The organism is Catenulispora subtropica (genome assembly GCF_039531675.1).
GTDB lineage: Bacteria > Actinomycetota > Actinomycetes > Streptomycetales > Catenulisporaceae > Catenulispora > Catenulispora subtropica.
Window position 1 is genome coordinate 1 of the sequence record NZ_BAAAQM010000102.1, and the last position, 15,794, is coordinate 15,794.

A 15,794-nucleotide genomic window follows, 5' to 3' on the forward strand; every position below is an offset into this window, starting at 1 on the left:
GCCGTGGCCGGCGGCTCGGTCGCGGCGGCCGGAGCGGGGGCGGCGGCCACGACGGTCGGCGTCGTGCTGCTCGGCCCGGTCGCGGCCCGGGCCGCGGTGCGGGTGCTGGGTTCGCTGGTGACGGCCGGCGGCCGGTTCGCGGGCACCACCGGCGTGCTGGCGCGGCGCAACGCGGCAAGGGATCCGCGCCGGACGTCGGCGACCGCCACGGCCCTGATGGTCGGCGTCGCGGTGGTGACCCTGTTGACGGTGTTCGCCACGTCGGTGAAGCAGTCGCTGAAGGACGATGTGGACCGGTCGTTCGTCGGCGACCTGGCGGTGTCCTCCCCGGCCTTCGGCGGCGGCGGGCTGAGCCCGCAGCTGGCCTCGGATCTGGGACGGCTGCCGGAGGTCGCGGCGGCCGTGGGCATCGGCCAGGGCACGGCGTCGATCGGCGGATCGTCGACGAGCGTCACCTTCGCCGACACGGGAAGCCTGAGCCAGGCGGTGTCCCTGGACGTGCGCGCCGGGTCCGTGGCGGCCCTGGCGGGCGGCCACGCGGTGGGCGTCTCGGACCAGGAAGCCAAGACCCATCCGCTCGGCAGCACCGTCTCCGTGATGTATCCGGACGGGAGCACGACGACTGTTCCGGTCGGCCTCGTCTACGGTCCGCGCGGCTCGTTCCAGAGCTACCTGATCGACGCGGCCGTGTGGTCGCAGCATGCGGATCAGGTCACTGACACCCAGGTCATCGTGAAGCTGGCGCCGGGGACACCGGTGGCCGCCGGGCGGGCCGCGCTGACGGCGGCGGTGGCGCCCTACGGCAGCCCGGATGTGCAGGACCGGCAGCAGTTCGCCGACTCGCAGGCCTCCGGCGTGGACGTGGTGTTGACCATCTCCTACGTGCTGCTGGTGCTGGCGATCGTGATCGCCCTCGCCGGCATCGCCAACACCCTGGCGCTGTCGGTGCACGAACGGACCCGCGAGCTGGGACTGCTGCGAGCGGTCGGACTCACTCGGCACCAGGCTCGATCCCTGGTGCGCTGGGAGTCGTTGCTGGTGGCGCTGTTCGGCACGCTCGGCGGCGTCGGCCTGGGCACGTTCCTGGGCTGGACGCTGGTCCGCGCGGCCGCTTCGTCCACGGCGATCGGCTTCGCGGCGTCGCCGGGGATGCTGGCGGTGATCCTGGCCGCGGGAGCCGTGGCGGGCGTGCTGGCCGCCTCCCGCCCGGCGCGGCGGGCGGCCCGCCTCGACGTGCTGGCGGCGATCGGTCAGGAATGATCGGGTGGGGGAAGGCCCGGCCGGCGGACCCGAGGGGGTGTCCGCCGGCCGTCTCAGCCGTCAGCCGATCTCGCGCATCCGCGGCAGCAGCGCCGCCACCCACTCGGCCCGCTGGACCGCGTTCTCCCCGGTCAGCACGATCAGCGGATCGTCGATCCCGATCGCGGCGAACTCCTCGACCCGGCGCAGCAGGTCCTCGGCGTCGTCGCCGGCCCGCAGCTGCACCGAGCGGCGGATCGTGGCCGGGTCGCGGCCCACGTCGGCGCAGTGCCGGTCCAGCACCTGGGAGAGTTCCGCGATGGCGGCGGGCTCGCCGCCCGCCGCGTTCCAGACCGCCGCGTACTCCGCCGCCATCCGCAGGGTGCGCCTGCGGCCGCTGCCGCCTATCCAGATCGGCGGATGCGGCGTCTGCACCGGCTTCGGCTCGGCGACCGCGTCCTTCAGCCGGTAGTGCTTGCCCTCGAAGGTCGTCCGCGGCTGCGTCCACAACGAGGTCAGGATCTTCAGGGCCTCCTCGAGCCGGTCGGCCCGGTCGACGGCGGTGCCGAAGGGCAGGTCGAACATCGTGTGCTCGTTCTCGGCCCACGCCGAGCCGATCCCGAACTCCAGCCGGCCGCCGGAAAGGTGGTCGACGGTCACGGCCATCTTCGCCAGCTCGCCCGGGTGCCGGTAGGTGTTGCCGGTGACCGAACAGCCGATGCGGACCCGCGTGGTCAGGGCCGCCGCGCCGGCCAGCGTGGTCCAGGCCTCGAAGATGTCGCCGTCGTCGGGCCCGTTGATGGTGGCGAAGTGGTCCATGTTCCAGACGTGGTCGAAACCGGCCTCGTCGGCGATGCGCCAGACCTGCCTGTACTCGTCGATGGTCGCGTGCTGACTCAGTTTGATGCCGATGCGGAGAGTCGCCATGCCTCCAGTCCTACCGCATCGGGGGTCTTACAGGTCCTTGAGTAAGCGCGCCAGTTCCGCACGCCGCCGGATGTGCAGCTTCGCGTAAACCACGCCCAAGTGCTGCTCCACGGTGCGCGGCGAGATGCCCAGAGCGGCCGCGGCCTCGTCGTTCGTCGCCCCGCCGGCGGCCAGCCGCGCCACCCGCAGCTCCTGCGCCGTCAGCGCCGCCAGCGTGTCGTCGACCGGTTTGGCACCCCCGCTGAGCTCGGCCTCGACCCGGGCCAGCCACGGCCACGCGCCCAGTGCCGCGAAGCGGTCGGCCGCCGCTTCCAGGCGCGTCCGGTCCCCGTCCAGGCGCGCGTAGACCAGCAGGGTGCGGGCCTCCTCGTAACGGTCGCCGGTCTCGGCGTGCAACCTCAAGGCCGCCTCAAAACACGGCTTCGCCGACCGCGCCTCACCGACCTGGCCGAGACAGCGTTCCGCGACGGCGCGCGCCACCGTCGAGGACGACCCGGCGGCGAGTTCCTGGGCGCGCTGCGCGGTCCTGCGGGCGCGGGCCAGCTCGCCGATGCGCAGGGCGGCCTCCACGAGGTCTCCGGCCACGGGGAGCACCGAGGGCTCGCGGACGCCGAGACGCTCCAGGCCGTCGGCGACACCGCCCAGGGCCGTGGCGGCCTCCCGCCACCGGCCTTCGGCCAGGTGCGCGGTGCCGACCGCGTGGCGCGACCACATCGCGTAGGCCTCGGCGCCCAGCGACTCGGCTTCCAGGGCCGAGGCGGGCTCGGTCGGGGCGCCCATCAGGGAACTGACCCGTAGCGCGAGGCCGCGGGCCACGGCCCGGACCGGCTGCTGCCCCAGCTGCGAGGCCAGGGCCGCGGCCTCTTCCGCGTCGTCGCGGGCCGTCGGCCAGTGCCCCAGCCGGAAGCCGGCCTCGGCGCGCACGATGAGCAGCGACGGCAGGTGCTCGGTCGCGCCGTAGGCCCGCAGCAGGGCGATCGAGCGGTCCAGCACCGCGGCCGCCCCGCCGCCGTCGCCCGTCCACATCGCCCCGGCCGCGATCGCCGGGAGCGTCAGCGGGCCCAGGTCGAGGGGGTCGGCGAGGAGCGCCGCGGCCACCGCGGGGCCGAGCATCGCCTCGGCTTCGGCGGCGCGTCCGGTCAGGATCAGGCCGATCGCGGTGCCGGGCGTGCCGGGCTCCAGCAGGCTCTTGATGTCCGGTTGCACGGTCCGCACCGCGGACGTGCGTGCTGCTATCCGGTCCAGGCGCTGGTGGACGGACGGCTCGTCGGTGAGGATCCGGGCCTCGCGGATCGCGCGCCCCACGCCGCCCAGATCGCCCAGCAACCGAGAGCTGTCAGCCGCGCCCGCCAGCCACCGGGCTCGCGCGGACGAATCAGGGGACAGGTTCGCCGCGCGCCCGTAGGCCGCCCGCGCCGCCTCCAGGGCGCCGCGCATCCGGGCGCCGTCGGCGGCCCGCCCCAGAGCCTCGGCCGCGTGCGCGTCGGTGGCCGCGGCGGCGCCGGCCAGGTGCCGGGCCAGGATCTCGCCGTTCTCCGCCGACCGGAGTTCGGCGATGGCCTCGACGAAGGCCGCGTGGGTCGCCCGGCGTTCGGCCGGCGTCGCCCTCCCGTAGACGGCGGTGGCCACGCCGTGGTCGCGGAAGCGCCAGCCCGATCCCGTGGCCTCCACCACGCCGTCGGCGACGGCCGGGGCCAGGTCCCCGACGTGGAGCCCCAGCCGGTCCAGGGCGCCGCCGACCTCGTCGACGTGTCCGGTGGCGCTGGCCGCGAGGACCAGGAGCGCCTTGTTCGTCGCCGCGGGCAGCGCCTCGGCCGCGGCCACGCGCCGGAGCGGGACGGTCACCGCGCCGAGCGTCCCGAACGGGCTGCGGCGCACGTCGTCGACGCCCAGCACCCACGCCACCGGGACCCGCGCCGTGGCGCGCACGGCCACGGCGATCGCCGCCGCCGACTCCGGGTCCAGCCAGTGCGCGTCGGCGACCACCGCGAGCACCGGCCCGCCGGACGCCGTCCGCGTCACCAGGTCGGCCACCGCCGTCCCCAGCAGATGGGGGCCGCCGGCGGCGAGGTCGAACTCGGATCCGCCCTCGGCGAGCGGCCGCACCAGGTCGGCCAGGCCGGCGAAGGCCAGTGCCGCCTCGGCCTGGAACCCGGCCGCGCGCAGCACCCGGAAGCCGTCGACGGGGAACCCGGGGCCGCCGACGGCGGCCAGCTCCGCCGAGGTCGCCCCGCCCAGCAGGAGCGCGCCGCCTCGGCCGTTCCGCGCGTGCTCGAGGAGGGACTGCACGGGCTGCCGCATGCGATTCAGCCTACTGGCGGAAAGCACTAGGGAAAGGCCGGATCCCGCCAACTCGATCCTGGGGCTCAATAGTGATGAGACCACAAACGAAAGCGACCGGGCCAAGCCGGCGCTCAGGGGGAGAAGAAGGGGGGCCGCAGCAATGTCTGAGGCCAAGTACCGCGAGATCGTCGCCCGCATGGCGATGGACACCGAGTTCGCGCAGTCCGTGATGGCCGACCCCGACGGGTTCGCGGCCACCAACGGCCTCACCGAGGACGAGGCCGGCCGCCTGCGCGCGGTCCGCGTCGAGGCCGGCACCGCCGCGCCGAGCCGTCTGGGCACCCGCCTGTCGAAGACCGGCTTCGGCGGCGCGCACCACGCCCTGCACCACGACCACCACGTCCAGCACCACCACGAGGACGACTCGCACTACGAGCACGACAGCCACACCGAGTCCGACCAGCACCACGAGACCAGCCACCACGGTCACGAGCACGAGGACGACTCGCACTTCGAGCACGACGAGCACACCGAGTCCGACACGCACCACGAGGACCACGGCGGCCACCACGGCCGGCACCACGAGGACGACGTCCACTACGAGCACGACGAGCACACCGAGATCGACACGCACACCGAGACCGGTCCGAACGGCAGCGAGACCGACACGCACTTCGAGCAGGACGAGCACACCGAGTACGACTCGCACCACGAGAGCTGACATCGGCGGAGCGCTGCTCCCGCTGAGGGGACCCACGAGCCCCGGCACCCATCGGGCGCCGGGGCTCGTGGTGTCTAGCGGCGTTCGAGCCGGTAGACCAGTTTCAGCCCCGACCACGTCGCGTCGACGGCCGCGATCTTCACATCGACCAGTCCGGCCGGCAGGGCGAGTGCCTCATCGCGCACCACGCTCTCGCTCACGTCGGTCTCGATCTTCGAAGCCTTCTTCGGCCAGCAGATCCACAGCGCGCCGTTCTTGACCATCTTCGCCGGCAGCGTCGCGTACGCCTCCGCCAGGGCCGCCCGATCCGGGACGAACGCCAGGATCACGTCGTAGGGCCCGGCGTCCGGGACGCGGTCCACCGCCACGTCCTCCGGCAGCGGCCGCGGATCGAACCCGTCGGGAGCGTCGTGGAACAGCACGCGATGCCCGGCCTTGATCCCGAGCTTCTTGGGAAGCGGAGTTCCGGAGTAGCCGGAGGGCTGTGGGGAGGTCACCCGCCGATTATGACGAACCCTCAACCCCTGAGACCCGTAGTCGACATCAAGGCGTCTAGATTGGTCGGCACCTAACGGGAGGGAATTGTCGTGAAGCGCATCCGCCTGACAGCCACCGCCGTAGCTGCTTCCTCGCTCGGCTCGCTCGGCCTCGCCGGCCTCAGCGCCTCGTCCGCACACGCCGCGGTCACGCCCAACACCGCCTTCAGCGGCAAGGGCTTCGACGCCTGCGCCGCGCCGAGCGACGCACAGATGGATGACTGGTACGCGCATTCGCCATACCGCGGTGTCGGTGTCTACATCGGTGGATCGAGCTACCTGTGCGGCAACGCCGGCTCGCCTTCCGGCGGCTACACGGCTGAATGGGTGCAGCACCAGGCCGCGACCGGCTGGGCGATGTGGGCGATCTACGCCGGGAAGCAGGGTCCTCAGCTGATCGCGCCGGGTGCGGATCCGGCCGCGCTGGGTGCCACGGATGCCGCCGACGCCGTCAAGCAGATGCAGCAGCTGGGCTTCGGCAACGACGCGACGATCTTCGTCGACATGGAGCCGTACCACGAGGCCGCCACGGCGCAGGCCGTCACCACCTACTTGAAGTCCTTCGGCAACGCCCTCAGCGGCACCGGCTACAAGCTCGGCCTCTACGGCAACTCCGCCAACCCGGCCACCGACCGCAGCCCCATCGGCGACGCCGCCGCGGACCCGGCGCTGCGCACCCAGATCGCGGCCGTGGACATCGCCGGCTACACCGCGGACCAGGCGAACTTCAACGCGACGACCAACGACCCGTACGTGCCCGCTTCGCTGTGGGCCAAGCACCAGCGGATCCACCAGTACATGTCGGAGGTCACCCGCACCTACGGCTCGACCACGCTGAAGGTCGACGAGAACCAGGTGGACCTGGCCCCGACCTCGCACGTCGCGTTCGACCCCGCCAAGGACGCGGTCCGCTGGGCCGGCAACGACCGCATCGGCACCGCCGTCGCGGTCTCGCAGCAACTGTGGCCGAAGACCACCGGCGACCCGGCGGACTTCTACGCCCCCGGGGACAAGCGCCCGCTGGCCAAGACGGCCGTCCTGACCCGCTCCGACTACTTCGCCGACGCCCTCGGCGGCTCGGCGCTGGCGGCGCACCTCGGCGGCCCGCTGCTGCTCAGCTCCACGGCCGCGCTGGACAAGGCCACCGCCGCGGAGCTGACCCGCACACTGCCCCGCGGCGCCACCGTCTACTTGCTCGGCGGCGAAGCGGCACTGTCGTCCGGCGTGGAGAAGGCCGTACAGAACCTCGGCTTCACCCCCAAGCGCCTGGCCGGCAGCGACCGGTACACGACCGCGACCGCGATCGCCTCCGCCATGGCGACGGACATGCGCGACGCCAAGGGCAACCCGGCGGTGCAGCGGGTGCTGCTGGCCACCGCGCAGAACTTCCCGGACGCCCTCGCCGCCGGCACCGCGGCCGGCGCCACCCCGGACACGGTGCTGGTGCTGACCAACGACGCGCAGATGCCCGCCGCCACGTCCTCCTTCCTGGGAACCTGGGCCGGCACACCGGCCGGCGCGAACGTCTACCCGGTCGGCGGCGCGGCGAACAAGGCGGCCAAGACCCTCGGCGCGACCGTCCCGGCCGGCAACCTGAAGCTCGACACGCTGGTCGGGAAGGACCGTTACGAGACCGCGACCCTGGTCGCCCGGCAGTTCTTCAGCTCCACCGGCACCCCGCACGTCTACGGCCTGGCCACCGGCCTGACGTGGGCCGACGCCCTGTCCGGCGGTGCGGCGATGGGCACGCTGGACGGTCCGCTGCTGCTCACCGACCCCAAGTCGCTGCCCGCGGCGACCCGCGGGTTCCTCAGCGACGAGGCCGCCGGTGGCGGCTCGATCGACGTCGGCGCGGTGTTCGGTGGGACCGCGGCCGTGTCGAACGCGGTCTTCGCCAGCTTGTAGTCGGCGCTTGTCGGCGCCAGTCAGCGCCAGTCAGCGCTCGAACGAAGCGGCCTGGCAGTTCTTGCCAGGCCGCTTCGTCGTGTCGACGGACCTCTACAACCCCACCGCCGGCTCCGACTCCGACTCCTCCCACAAGTGTTTGTCCTCCTGGTCCAACGACGAGTCAGCCAACTGCCGCAGCATCGTCAACAACTCCGCATGCTGCTCCGGCGACCATCCGTCCAGTTGCTCCGTCAAGATCGCCCGCCGCGCGGCGCACAGCGCGTCCGCCGCGGCCTCGCCCGCCTCCGTCATCACCAGCGTCTCGTGCGGCGGCCGCCCCTCGATCGCGGCGCGGCCGGTGGTCACCAGCGCGTCCAGGTGCGGCCGGATCTCCGCCATCGACAGCTTCAGCAGCGCGGGGATGTCCTCGATCCGGGTCGGGCCGTGCTGCTTGAGCCGGAACAGGCCGTACGCCTCCGGCACCGAGATGTCGATTCCGGACTTGGCGATCGTCTGCGCGTAACGCTCCTTCACGTTCTGCCGACTCGACAGCATGGTCAGCGCGCGCTCCAGCTCGTCGATCGACGAACGCTGCGTCGGGCCGGTCGCCGCCTCCGCCGCGCCGGTGCCGCGGGTCGTCGTCCGCAGCGGTACCTCGCGCAGGAACAGCGAGAGCACGAACGCCAGCGCGCACAACGGGATCACGTAGAGGAACACATAGTGCAGCGCATGCGCGTACACGTGCAGGAACGGCTGCGTGACGCTCTTCGGGTACTGCTTGATCAGCGTGGGGTCCTCGACCGCCTTCTGGAACGGGAACGCCGGGTTGACCGTCCCGGAGGCCACGGCGTCCTTGAGCTCCGACGTCAGCTTGTTGTTGAAGACGGTTCCGAACAGCGAGGCCCCGAACGCCCCGCCGATCGACCGGAAGAACGTCACCGCGCTGGTGGCCGTGCCCAGTTCCTCGTAGTCCACGTTGTTCTGCACCGCGACGATCAGCACCTGCATCACCAAGCCCAGCCCGAGGCCGAACACCAGCATCGCCATCGCGTTGTAGAACGTGGTGGAGGTGTCGGTCATCCGGGACAGCATCCAGGCGCCGACCGTCATCACCGCGGTGCCGCAGATCGGGAAGATCTTGTAGCGGCCGGTCTTGCTGATCAGCTGTCCCGAGCCGATGGAGGCGATCAGCACCCCGGCCATCAGCGGCAGCAGTTGCAGGCCCGACGCGGTCGGCGTGGCGCCGTGCACGATCTGCTGGTACAGCGGCAGGAACGTCAGGCTGCCGAACATGCACAGCCCGACCACGAAGCCGATGGTGCTGCACATGCTGAACACCGAGTTCGTGAACAGGTGCAACGGCAGCACCGGCTCCTTGGCGTACTTCTCGGCGAAGAACCAGCCGATCAGCAGCACCACCGCCAGCGCCGTGCACCCGATCACCTGCCAGGAGCTCCACGCCCATGTGCTGCCGCCGAAACTGGTGACCAGGATCAGGGAGCTGGCCGCGGCGGCGATCAGGAACGTGCCCAGGTAGTCGATGACCGGCTTGCGGTGCGCGTGGTGGGTGCGCATCCCGACCCCGACGACCACCAGCGCGACGGCGCCCACCGGCAGGTTGACGTAGAACACCCAGCGCCAGTTCAGGTGGTCGACGAAGAACCCGCCGATCAGCGGCCCGATGACGCTGGCCACGCCGAACACCGCGCCGATCACGCCCTGGTACTTGCCGCGGTCGCGGGGCGGGACCACGTCGGCGATCAGCGCCATCGACAGCACCATGAGGCCGCCCCCGCCGACGCCCTGCAGCCCGCGGGAGGCGATCAGCTCGCCCATGTTCTGCGCCATGCCGCACAGCGCCGAGCCGACCAGGAAGACGATGATCGAGATCTGGAAGACGCGCTTGCGGCCGAACTGGTCGCCCAGCTTGCCCCACAACGGGGTGAGCGCCGTGGACGCCAGCAGGTACGAGGTGACCACCCAGGAGATGTGGTTGGCCCCGCCGAGGTCGGAGACGATGGTGGGCAGCGCCGTGGAGACGATCGTCTGGTCCAGCGCGGCGAGCAGCATGCCCAGCATGACGCCGGCGAAGACCAGGCCCACCTCGTCGTGCGGACCGGCGGAGGCGCCCGCGTGGCGTCCTCCGCCGGAACCGGCCGCTGTCGACTCTTCACTCACCGCACCAGCTCACCACGGTTCGGGTGGCGCTGCTGCGGGTGTGCGTCGAACGGGTGAGCCGACCGTGTGTTCGAGGCCTTAGGGCCTTCCGGCCCTGCTCACCTCTAGTGGAACGGCACCGCGCTGTACTGTCGCAGCTTGTCCAGCCGGTGCTCGGAGTCGATCCTCCGCACCGTGCCCGACTTCGAGCGCATCACCAGCGACTGGGTGGTGGCGCCGCCGCCGGTGTAGTGCACGCCGCGCACCAGTTCGCCGTCGGTGACACCGGTGATCGCCACGAAGCAGTTCTCGCCGGAGACCAGGTCGTCGGTGAGCAGGACCCGGTCCAGGTCGTGCCCGGCCTCGACGGCCTTCTGCCGCTCGGCGTCGTCCTTCGGCCACAGCCGGCCCTGGATCACGCCGCCCAGGCACTTGATGGCGCAGGCCGCGATGATGCCCTCGGGCGTGCCGCCGATCCCCATCAGGAGGTCCACGCCGGTCCCGCCGCGGGTGGCCATGATGGCGCCGGCCACGTCGCCGTCGGAGATGAACTTGATCCGGGCGCCGGCCTCGCGGATCTCCGCCACCAGCCCATCGTGCCGCGGCCGGTCCAGCACCACCACGGTGACGTCACCGGGCTCCCGGCGCTTGGCCCGCGCCACCGCGCGGATGTTCTCGGCCACCGGCGCGGTGATGTCGACGACGTCCGCCGCCTCCGGCCCGGTGACCAGCTTCTCCATGTAGAACACGGCGGACGGGTCGTACATGCTGTGCCGGTCGGCCACCGCGATCACGGCCAGCGCGTTGGGCATGCCCTTGCCGGTCAGCGTGGTGCCGTCGATCGGGTCCACGGCCACGTCGCACTCCGGCCCGGAGCCGTCGCCGACCTCCTCGCCGTTGAACAGCATCGGAGCGTGGTCCTTCTCGCCTTCGCCGATCACCACCACGCCGCGCATGGACACGGTGTTGATCAGTTTGCGCATCGCGTTGACGGCGGCGCCGTCGGCGGCGTTCTTGTCGCCCTTGCCGACCCACCGCCCGGCGGCCATCGCCGCCGCCTCGGTGACCCGGGCCAGCTCCAGCGCCAGGTTGCGGTCGGGGGCTTCGTGGGATGTGGAGTCGTTCGCCTGCGGGACTGCGGCGTTCATGAGTGAGGAACTCCTCGAGGAGGGTAATCCGCGACGTCGCGGTTCACGAGGTTTGTCGAGGGAGATCGTATCTACACAGCCGTGCACCCGATACCGGCGAGGGGGCCCATGCCCTGCGCCACCGGGACGGATGCGACGATATCTCCATGGCGCGCGTCTCCCCGCTGAAGAAGACCGTCCGGGACATGATCCTGTCGATGGCGGTGATCTCCCTGCCGATCGTGGCGATCGTGAAGTGGTTCCCGCACGACTCCAAGAAGCCGGAGGACGCGGCCCAGACGGTCGACTACACCATCCCGCTCGACCAGGCCCGCCGGGACCCGGACCTGCCGTTCACCGCCCTGGCCCCGACGCCGGTCCCGGCCGGCTGGCGCGCCACCTCGGTCCACGCCGACTTCACCCCCGGTGAGCGCTTGCGCTGGGAACTCGGCTTCCTCACGCCCGAGAAGCAGTACGTGGCCCTGGACCAGGTCAGCGGCGGCCAGGGGGTGGATTCCGTGCTGGAGGCCCAGGCCCCCGACGCCACGAAGGTGAGCGGGGCCGCCGGGAAGGTGTCGGCCGGCGGGTTCGACTGGCAGGTGTACGCCACCCCGGACGGCAAGCGGCACGCGCTGGTACGGACGACACCGCCGACCGGGAGCACGGCCGCGGCGGCCGCCGGGCCGGTCGGGGTGGTCGTGTCGGGGACGGTCGGTGTGGCGGAGCTCACGAGCTTCGCGGGGGATCTGAAGTAGCCGTCTGAGCGGCCTGAAAAGGCTCCAGCTCAGCCCTCCCCGTCGCCGTTCCCGGACCCGGCCCCGATCGCCGCGTCCAGCCGCGCGCGGGCGCCGTCCAGCTTCGCCTGGCAGTGCTTGGCCAGTGCCTCGCCGCGCTCCCAGGCCGCCAGCGACTCCTCCAGCGTCAGGCCGCCGGTCTCCAGGCGGCGGACCACGTCCATCAGCTCGTCACGGGCCTGCTCGTAGCCGAGGTGGGACAGGTCGGGCGTCTCGCCGGGGGTGCTGGTCGTCTCGTTCGCCATGCGTTCAGGATAGTTTCCGGCTGTGACTGTTGATGTGCGTGCGCGCCGGGCGGTGCCCGGTGACGAGGACGAGATAATCCGGCTGCGGCACCAGATGGCGTTCGCCGTGTGGGGGATCGAGGCTCCGCCGGCGGACGACGTCCACCACCTCGCGGCGCTGAAGAAAGCGCGGTCGTGGCTGGAGGCGGGGGAGGGCGCCGGCACCGTGTGCTTCGTGATCGACGCGCCGGACGGGGACGGGCTCGCCGCCTCCGCCGTCGGCGCGGTCGACGAGCGGCTGCCGAGCTACCGGAACCCGTCCGGCCTGTCCGGCTACGTGTACGGCGTCTGCACCGACGACCGCTATCGCCGCCGCGGCTACTCGCGCCTGGTGATGCGCGCCCTCCTCGACTGGTACATCGCCCAGGGCGTCCCCCGCGTGGAGCTCCACGCCAGCGAATACGGCGAAGCGCTCTACCGCGAGCTCGGCTTCGACAACCCCGGCGGCGTCGCCCTCACGTGGTGGGCTCCCCAGGAGTAACTGCGGTGACCGCGGCGTCCAGCCGGCCGGACGCGAGGCGGATGTCCAGGGCATCCCCCTCCGTCACCTCGTCGGCGGCCCGCACCGCGTGGCCGGACGGCCCCAGCACGATCGAGTACCCGCGCTCCAGCGTCGCCATCGGCGACAGCGCCCGCACCCGGGCCAGCGTGTGGCCGAGGTCGTCGGCCGCCCGGTCCAGCCGGTGCCCGACGCTGGCCCGCGCCCGGCGGGTCAGCTCCTCCAGGTCGTTCCGCCGCCCGTCGATCATCGAGTACGGCGACGCCAGCACGGGCCGCTGCCGGAACGCCGCCAGCCCCATGGCCTCGCGCTCCAGTATCCGCGCCACGCTCCGCCACGCGTTGCGGCGCAGCTCCGCCACCCGGTCCATCTCCTCGGCGACGTCCGGCACCACCCGCTTGGCCGCGTCGGTGGGGGTCGACGCCCGGAAGTCCGCGACCAGGTCCAGGATCGGCGAGTCCGGCTCGTGGCCGATGGCCGAGACGACCGGCGTGTCGCACTCCGCGACCGCGCGGATGAGCGCCTCGTCGGAGAACGGCAGCAGGTCCTCCACCGAGCCTCCGCCGCGCGCGATGATGATGACGTCCACCTCGGGATCGGCGTCCAGCTTGGCCAGCGCGGGCAGGATCTGAGGAACCGCCTTGGGCCCCTGGACGTCCGTGTTGATCACGTTGAACCGCACTCCGGGCCACCGGCGCTTGGCGTTTTCCAGGACGTCGCGTTCCGCGGCCGAAGCCCGCCCTGTGATCAGTCCCACACAGCGCGGCAGGAAGGGAAGGGGCTTCTTCCGCTGCGGAGCGAACAGACCCTCTGCCCCGAGCTTCGCCTTCAGCATCTCCAGCCGCGCGAGCAGCTCTCCGAGCCCCACCTGTCGGATCTCTTCAGCGCGGATGGAGAAGGTAGAGCGCGGGACATAGAAGTCTGGCTTCCCGTAGACGACGACCCGCGCACCCTCCGTAAGAGGCGGCACCACTGTGTCGAAGACCCGACGGAACGTAGTGACCTGCATCGAGACGTCCGCGGAGGGATCCCGGAGCACCAGGTACACCATCTGGGAGCCGGGACGCTTGTTGATCTGGGCCAGCTGCCCCTCGACCCAGATCGTCCCCAGCTTGGCGATCCACCCGCCCACCGCTTCGGACACCTGGCGGACGGGGATCGGCTGCTCGGCCGAGGATTGCATAGCCATGGGGAGGAGCCTAGCCATCGGCGGGGACGCTGTGAGGTGCCGTTCGGGTGTGGCGAAGTTGTGGACAAGGCCGATCTAGGACCGGGGAGCGCTAAGGGCCGCCTACCATGGGAGCCATGAACGCCTCCGCACCTGAAGCCCGCCGCGTCCTCCTCGCCGCACCCCGCGGCTACTGCGCCGGTGTGGACCGCGCGGTCGTCACGGTGGAGAAGGCGCTGGAGCTCTACGGGGCCCCGGTGTACGTCCGCAAGGAGATCGTGCACAACAAGCACGTCGTGCAGACCCTCCAGAGCCGCGGCGCGATCTTCGTCGAGGAGACCGACGAGGTGCCCGAGGGCGCGACCGTGGTGTTCTCGGCGCACGGCGTGGCGCCGATCGTGCACGAGGAGGCGTCCGCGCGCGGCCTGAAGACCATCGACGCCACCTGCCCGCTGGTCACGAAGGTGCACAAGGAGGCGGTGCGCTTCGCCGAGCAGGACTACGACATCCTGCTCATCGGCCACGAGGGCCACGAGGAGGTCGTCGGCACCACCGGCGAGGCGCCGGAGCACATCATCCTGGTCGACGGCCCGGACGCGGTGGCCGGGGTCGAGGTCCGCGACCCGGCGAAGGTGGCCTGGCTGTCGCAGACCACGCTGTCGGTGGACGAGACCACCGAGACCGTGGACCGGCTGCGCGCCCGCTTCCCGCTGCTGCTGGACCCGCCGTCCGACGACATCTGCTACGCCACCCAGAACCGGCAGACCGCGGTCAAGCGCATCGCCGCCGACTCCGACCTGGTCATCGTGGTCGGCTCCAAGAACTCCTCCAACTCGGTCCGCCTGGTCGAGGTGGCCCTGGAGTCCGGCGCGGGGGCCGCGCACCTGGTCGACTTCGCCTCCGAGATCAGCGAGGAGTGGCTCGCCGGCGTCACCACGGTCGGCGTGACCTCGGGCGCCTCGGTGCCGGAGGACTTGGTCGACGGCGTGCTGGCCTGGCTGGCCGAGCGCGGCTACGGCACCGTGGAACTCGTGCGCTCGGCGGAGGAGAAGCTGCTGTTCGCGCTGCCGCCGGAGCTGCGCAAGGACATGCGGGACGCCGGCGAGATCGTGCACAACGCGGGGTAGGGGCCGCCGGCCTGCTCCTTCGGCGCCGTTCCTCGGAGCGGCGCCGGCCCAGGACCCCGGCCCCGCTACACCGGCACCGCTCCCCGCAACGGCGCGACCACCGTCTCGCCCCGCCGAGGCTTCGCCCCGGGGAACACCGGCCGGCGGCAGCTCCGGCAGCACGGCGTCCGCTCACCGGTGTCGCCGAACACCCACGTCCGGCGCCGCCAGCCCAGCCCTGAGCCGCGGTGCACCTCCAGCGCCAGCGGCCGCGACAGCTGCGCCGCGATCCACTCCGCCGCGCGCAGCGCCATGTCCTCCGGCGCGGCCCGCGGATCCCGCACGTTGATGTATCCCGGCGCGCCGGGCGCGTAGTCCTCCCAGATCGCGCAGTCGTCGCTCCAGTAGCCGCCGAACTCCCCGGCCGCCAGCCGCAGCTGCAGACCGAACGGGTCGGCCTCGGGCACCGTGAGCAGCGCCAGGACCGACGGCCCGGCCAGGGCCAGCGCCCAGGAGTCGAAGGCGATCACGCCCAGCGGATCCCACGAAAGCGCCGCGCGCCGCAGTCCGGCGAGGAACCGGCAGCCGTAGTCGTCCAGCGGGAACCGTCCGCCGGAGTCGATCTCGAACCAGATCTCCCCGTTCACGACGCCGGCGCTACCGCTTGGCGCCGCTCCGCGTCCCGGCCCAGCGCGCCGCGATCAGCGCCGCGGCCAGGCCGGTGCCCAGAAACAGCGGCCGCGGCTTGAGCGCGAGCAGGGCGCCGAGCGACGCGAGGTGGTTCGCGATCCCGTGCCCGGCGTTCAACACCCCGCACTGCACGGCGGTCAACAGCCCGGCGCTGTAGGCCAGCGGCGGCACGATCACGCCGGCCAGCAGGTCGCGGCGGCGCACCAGGGTGGCGGCGTGGAACGCGGAGGCCACGAAGACCAGCCCGAAGATCCAGTGCACGCCGCCGGTCAGCGTCGCGTCCAGGGCCGCGGCCAGCACGGTCGGGCCGGTGACGGTCAGCAGCACGCCCCACGCCGTCAGGGCCCGGCGCCGCTTCGGCCCGCGCGCGGCGGCC

The 15,794-nt window shown here is 72.3% G+C and carries 15 protein-coding genes; 6 read left to right on the forward strand and 9 right to left on the reverse strand.

Annotation, left to right across the window (positions count from 1 at the left end; translation table 11 throughout):
- On the forward strand, positions 1 to 1,260 hold a 1,260-nt coding region (locus ABD466_RS43520), incomplete at its 5' end, for an ABC transporter permease (protein WP_344663190.1).
- Positions 1,261 to 1,320: 60 nt separating this feature from the next.
- Here ABD466_RS43520 and ABD466_RS43525 read toward each other — a convergent pair.
- Both ABD466_RS43525 and ABD466_RS43530 read right to left on the reverse strand, forming a co-directional pair.
- Positions 1,321 to 2,166, reverse strand: coding sequence for an LLM class F420-dependent oxidoreductase (locus ABD466_RS43525; RefSeq protein WP_344663191.1), 846 nt, complete (start codon positions 2,164 to 2,166; stop codon positions 1,321 to 1,323).
- Positions 2,167 to 2,193: 27 nt separating this feature from the next.
- Entirely contained in the window at positions 2,194 to 4,467 is a 2,274-nt protein-coding gene (locus ABD466_RS43530) for a LuxR C-terminal-related transcriptional regulator (RefSeq protein WP_344663192.1), read from the reverse strand.
- Between the two features lie 142 nt (positions 4,468 to 4,609).
- On the opposite strand from ABD466_RS43530, the gene ABD466_RS43535 reads away from it, so the two are divergent.
- Positions 4,610 to 5,170, forward strand: a complete 561-nt coding sequence (locus ABD466_RS43535) for a hypothetical protein (protein ID WP_344663193.1) — start codon at positions 4,610 to 4,612, stop codon at positions 5,168 to 5,170.
- Positions 5,171 to 5,244: 74 nt separating this feature from the next.
- Here ABD466_RS43535 and ABD466_RS43540 read toward each other — a convergent pair whose 3' ends face one another.
- Positions 5,245 to 5,667: a DUF3052 domain-containing protein gene (locus tag ABD466_RS43540; RefSeq protein ID WP_344663194.1), complete on the reverse strand. Its 423-nt coding sequence runs from the start codon at positions 5,665 to 5,667 to the stop codon at positions 5,245 to 5,247.
- Positions 5,668 to 5,757: 90 nt separating this feature from the next.
- On the opposite strand from ABD466_RS43540, the gene ABD466_RS43545 reads away from it, so the two are divergent.
- Positions 5,758 to 7,611, forward strand: coding sequence for a cell wall-binding repeat-containing protein (locus ABD466_RS43545; protein ID WP_344663195.1), 1,854 nt, complete (start codon positions 5,758 to 5,760; stop codon positions 7,609 to 7,611).
- A gap of 93 nt (positions 7,612 to 7,704) precedes the next feature.
- Here ABD466_RS43545 and ABD466_RS43550 read toward each other — a convergent pair whose 3' ends face one another.
- Positions 7,705 to 9,771 (reverse strand): MDR family MFS transporter, encoded by a 2,067-nt coding sequence (locus tag ABD466_RS43550; RefSeq protein ID WP_344663196.1) that lies wholly within the window; start codon positions 9,769 to 9,771, stop codon positions 7,705 to 7,707.
- A gap of 104 nt (positions 9,772 to 9,875) precedes the next feature.
- A complete protein-coding gene (glpX, locus tag ABD466_RS43555) occupies positions 9,876 to 10,898 on the reverse strand; it encodes a class II fructose-bisphosphatase (protein WP_344663197.1) in 1,023 nt (340 codons plus the stop codon).
- A gap of 146 nt (positions 10,899 to 11,044) precedes the next feature.
- Here glpX and ABD466_RS43560 point away from each other — a divergent pair, with 146 nt between their 5' ends.
- Positions 11,045 to 11,632 (forward strand): DUF4245 domain-containing protein, encoded by a 588-nt coding sequence (locus tag ABD466_RS43560; protein ID WP_344663198.1) that lies wholly within the window; start codon positions 11,045 to 11,047, stop codon positions 11,630 to 11,632.
- Between the two features lie 29 nt (positions 11,633 to 11,661).
- Here ABD466_RS43560 and ABD466_RS43565 read toward each other — a convergent pair whose 3' ends face one another.
- Positions 11,662 to 11,916, reverse strand: a complete 255-nt coding sequence (locus ABD466_RS43565; RefSeq protein WP_344663199.1) for an exodeoxyribonuclease VII small subunit — start codon at positions 11,914 to 11,916, stop codon at positions 11,662 to 11,664.
- A 22-nt stretch (positions 11,917 to 11,938) separates the two neighbouring features.
- Here ABD466_RS43565 and ABD466_RS43570 point away from each other — a divergent pair, with 22 nt between their 5' ends.
- Positions 11,939 to 12,436, forward strand: coding sequence for a GNAT family N-acetyltransferase (locus tag ABD466_RS43570; protein ID WP_344663200.1), 498 nt, complete (start codon positions 11,939 to 11,941; stop codon positions 12,434 to 12,436).
- Here the strand turns inward: ABD466_RS43570 and xseA are convergent.
- On the reverse strand, positions 12,411 to 13,643 hold the full coding sequence (gene xseA, locus ABD466_RS43575; RefSeq protein WP_344663201.1) for an exodeoxyribonuclease VII large subunit: 1,233 nt from the start codon (positions 13,641 to 13,643) through the stop codon (positions 12,411 to 12,413). The two genes, ABD466_RS43570 and xseA, sit on opposite strands and share 26 nt — an antisense overlap.
- A 107-nt stretch (positions 13,644 to 13,750) precedes the next feature.
- Here xseA and ABD466_RS43580 point away from each other — a divergent pair, with 107 nt between their 5' ends.
- Positions 13,751 to 14,749 (forward strand): 4-hydroxy-3-methylbut-2-enyl diphosphate reductase, encoded by a 999-nt coding sequence (locus ABD466_RS43580; RefSeq protein WP_344663202.1) that lies wholly within the window; start codon positions 13,751 to 13,753, stop codon positions 14,747 to 14,749.
- Positions 14,750 to 14,814: 65 nt separating this feature from the next.
- Here the strand turns inward: ABD466_RS43580 and ABD466_RS43585 are convergent, their stop codons facing one another.
- Positions 14,815 to 15,375 carry a hypothetical protein gene (locus ABD466_RS43585; protein WP_344663203.1) on the reverse strand — a complete coding sequence of 187 codons (561 nt, stop codon included), beginning with the start codon at positions 15,373 to 15,375 and terminating at the stop codon, positions 14,815 to 14,817.
- Between the two features lie 10 nt (positions 15,376 to 15,385).
- Positions 15,386 to 15,794: DUF6542 domain-containing protein (locus tag ABD466_RS43590; protein WP_344663204.1), on the reverse strand; the 409-nt coding region annotated here is incomplete at its 5' end.

Coding starts and splice junctions, on each gene's coding strand:
- ABD466_RS43525 (WP_344663191.1), bottom strand. CDS start 2,166: ATGGCGACTCTCCGCATCGGCATCAAACTGAGTCAGCACGCGACCATC.
- ABD466_RS43530 (WP_344663192.1), bottom strand. CDS start 4,467: ATGCGGCAGCCCGTGCAGTCCCTCCTCGAGCACGCGCGGAACGGCCGA.
- ABD466_RS43535 (WP_344663193.1), top strand. CDS start 4,610: ATGTCTGAGGCCAAGTACCGCGAGATCGTCGCCCGCATGGCGATGGAC.
- glpX (WP_344663197.1), bottom strand. CDS start 10,898: ATGAACGCCGCAGTCCCGCAGGCGAACGACTCCACATCCCACGAAGCC.
- ABD466_RS43560 (WP_344663198.1), top strand. CDS start 11,045: ATGGCGCGCGTCTCCCCGCTGAAGAAGACCGTCCGGGACATGATCCTG.
- ABD466_RS43565 (WP_344663199.1), bottom strand. CDS start 11,916: ATGGCGAACGAGACGACCAGCACCCCCGGCGAGACGCCCGACCTGTCC.
- xseA (WP_344663201.1), bottom strand. CDS start 13,643: ATGGCTATGCAATCCTCGGCCGAGCAGCCGATCCCCGTCCGCCAGGTG.
- ABD466_RS43580 (WP_344663202.1), top strand. CDS start 13,751: ATGGGAGCCATGAACGCCTCCGCACCTGAAGCCCGCCGCGTCCTCCTC.